The organism is Carnobacterium sp. GW821-FHT04C06, from assembly GCF_059420345.1.
In genome coordinates, this window is sequence record NZ_JBWKTN010000016.1 from 1 (window position 1) to 871 (window position 871).

Here is an 871-nt window from a genome sequence, read left to right on the forward strand (position 1 = left end):
ATCGGGAAGACAGGATTCGAACCTGCGACCCCTTGGTCCCAAACCAAGTGCTCTACCAAGCTGAGCTACTTCCCGTTTTGAACTCGAAGATATGATCTTTATTTCTAAAGAATGCACCCAAGAGGGGTCGAACCTCTAACCGCCTGATTCGTAGTCAGGTACTCTATCCAGTTGAGCTATGGGTGCAAATGGTGCCGAGGGCCGGAATCGAACCGGCACGGTGATCACTCACCGCAGGATTTTAAGTCCTGTGCGTCTGCCAGTTCCGCCACCCCGGCATGGAATGTGGATCAGATTTTTCAATCTGGGCAATCTTATTATTAGTCTAACAAGCGGAAAACGGGGTTCGAACCCGCGACCCCCACCTTGGCAAGGTGGTGCTCTACCACTGAGCTATTTCCGCAAAATGGTGCCGGCTAAAGGAGTTGAACCCTCGACCCTCTGATTACAAATCAGATGCTCTACCAACTGAGCTAAGCCGGCTATATAAAATAAATGGTGCGGGTGAAGGGACTTGAACCCCCACGCCGTTAGGCGCTAGATCCTAAATCTAGTGCGTCTGCCAATTCCGCCACACCCGCAAAAGTATGGCATAACTACACATTTGAAATGCTTAGTTATGAGTCATGTAGGATTCGAACCTACGACCCTCTGATTAAAAGTCAGATGCTCTACCAACTGAGCTAATGACTCATGGTGGAGGTTAACGGGATCGAACCGCTGACCCTCTGCTTGTAAGGCAGATGCTCTCCCAGCTGAGCTAAACCTCCATATGAAATATAAAATAAATAATCTGCGTGGCAACGTCCTACCCTCACAAGGGGAAACCCCTAACTACTATCGGCGCTGAGAAGCTTAACTTCTGTGTTCG

8 tRNA genes and 1 rRNA gene are annotated in these 871 nt (G+C 49.3%); all 9 read right to left on the bottom strand.

Annotation, left to right across the window (positions count from 1 at the left end):
* Position 1 precedes the first annotated feature (1 nt).
* A tRNA-Pro gene (locus AC07SW_RS13320) sits at positions 2-75 on the bottom strand.
* A 37-nt stretch (positions 76-112) separates the two neighbouring features.
* Positions 113-186, bottom strand: a tRNA-Arg gene (locus tag AC07SW_RS13325).
* Positions 187-189: 3 nt separating this feature from the next.
* Positions 190-278, bottom strand: a tRNA-Leu gene (locus AC07SW_RS13330).
* Between the two features lie 53 nt (positions 279-331).
* Positions 332-403 (bottom strand) — tRNA-Gly (locus AC07SW_RS13335).
* A 4-nt stretch (positions 404-407) separates the two neighbouring features.
* A tRNA-Thr gene (locus AC07SW_RS13340) sits at positions 408-483 on the bottom strand.
* A gap of 13 nt (positions 484-496) precedes the next feature.
* Positions 497-581 (bottom strand) — tRNA-Leu (locus AC07SW_RS13345).
* 39 nt (positions 582-620) lie between these two features.
* A tRNA-Lys gene (locus AC07SW_RS13350) sits at positions 621-693 on the bottom strand.
* Position 694: 1 nt separating this feature from the next.
* Positions 695-770: transfer RNA gene (locus tag AC07SW_RS13355), tRNA-Val, on the bottom strand.
* Between the two features lie 25 nt (positions 771-795).
* A 5S ribosomal RNA gene (gene rrf / locus AC07SW_RS13360) occupies positions 796-871 on the bottom strand; the annotation flags it as partial.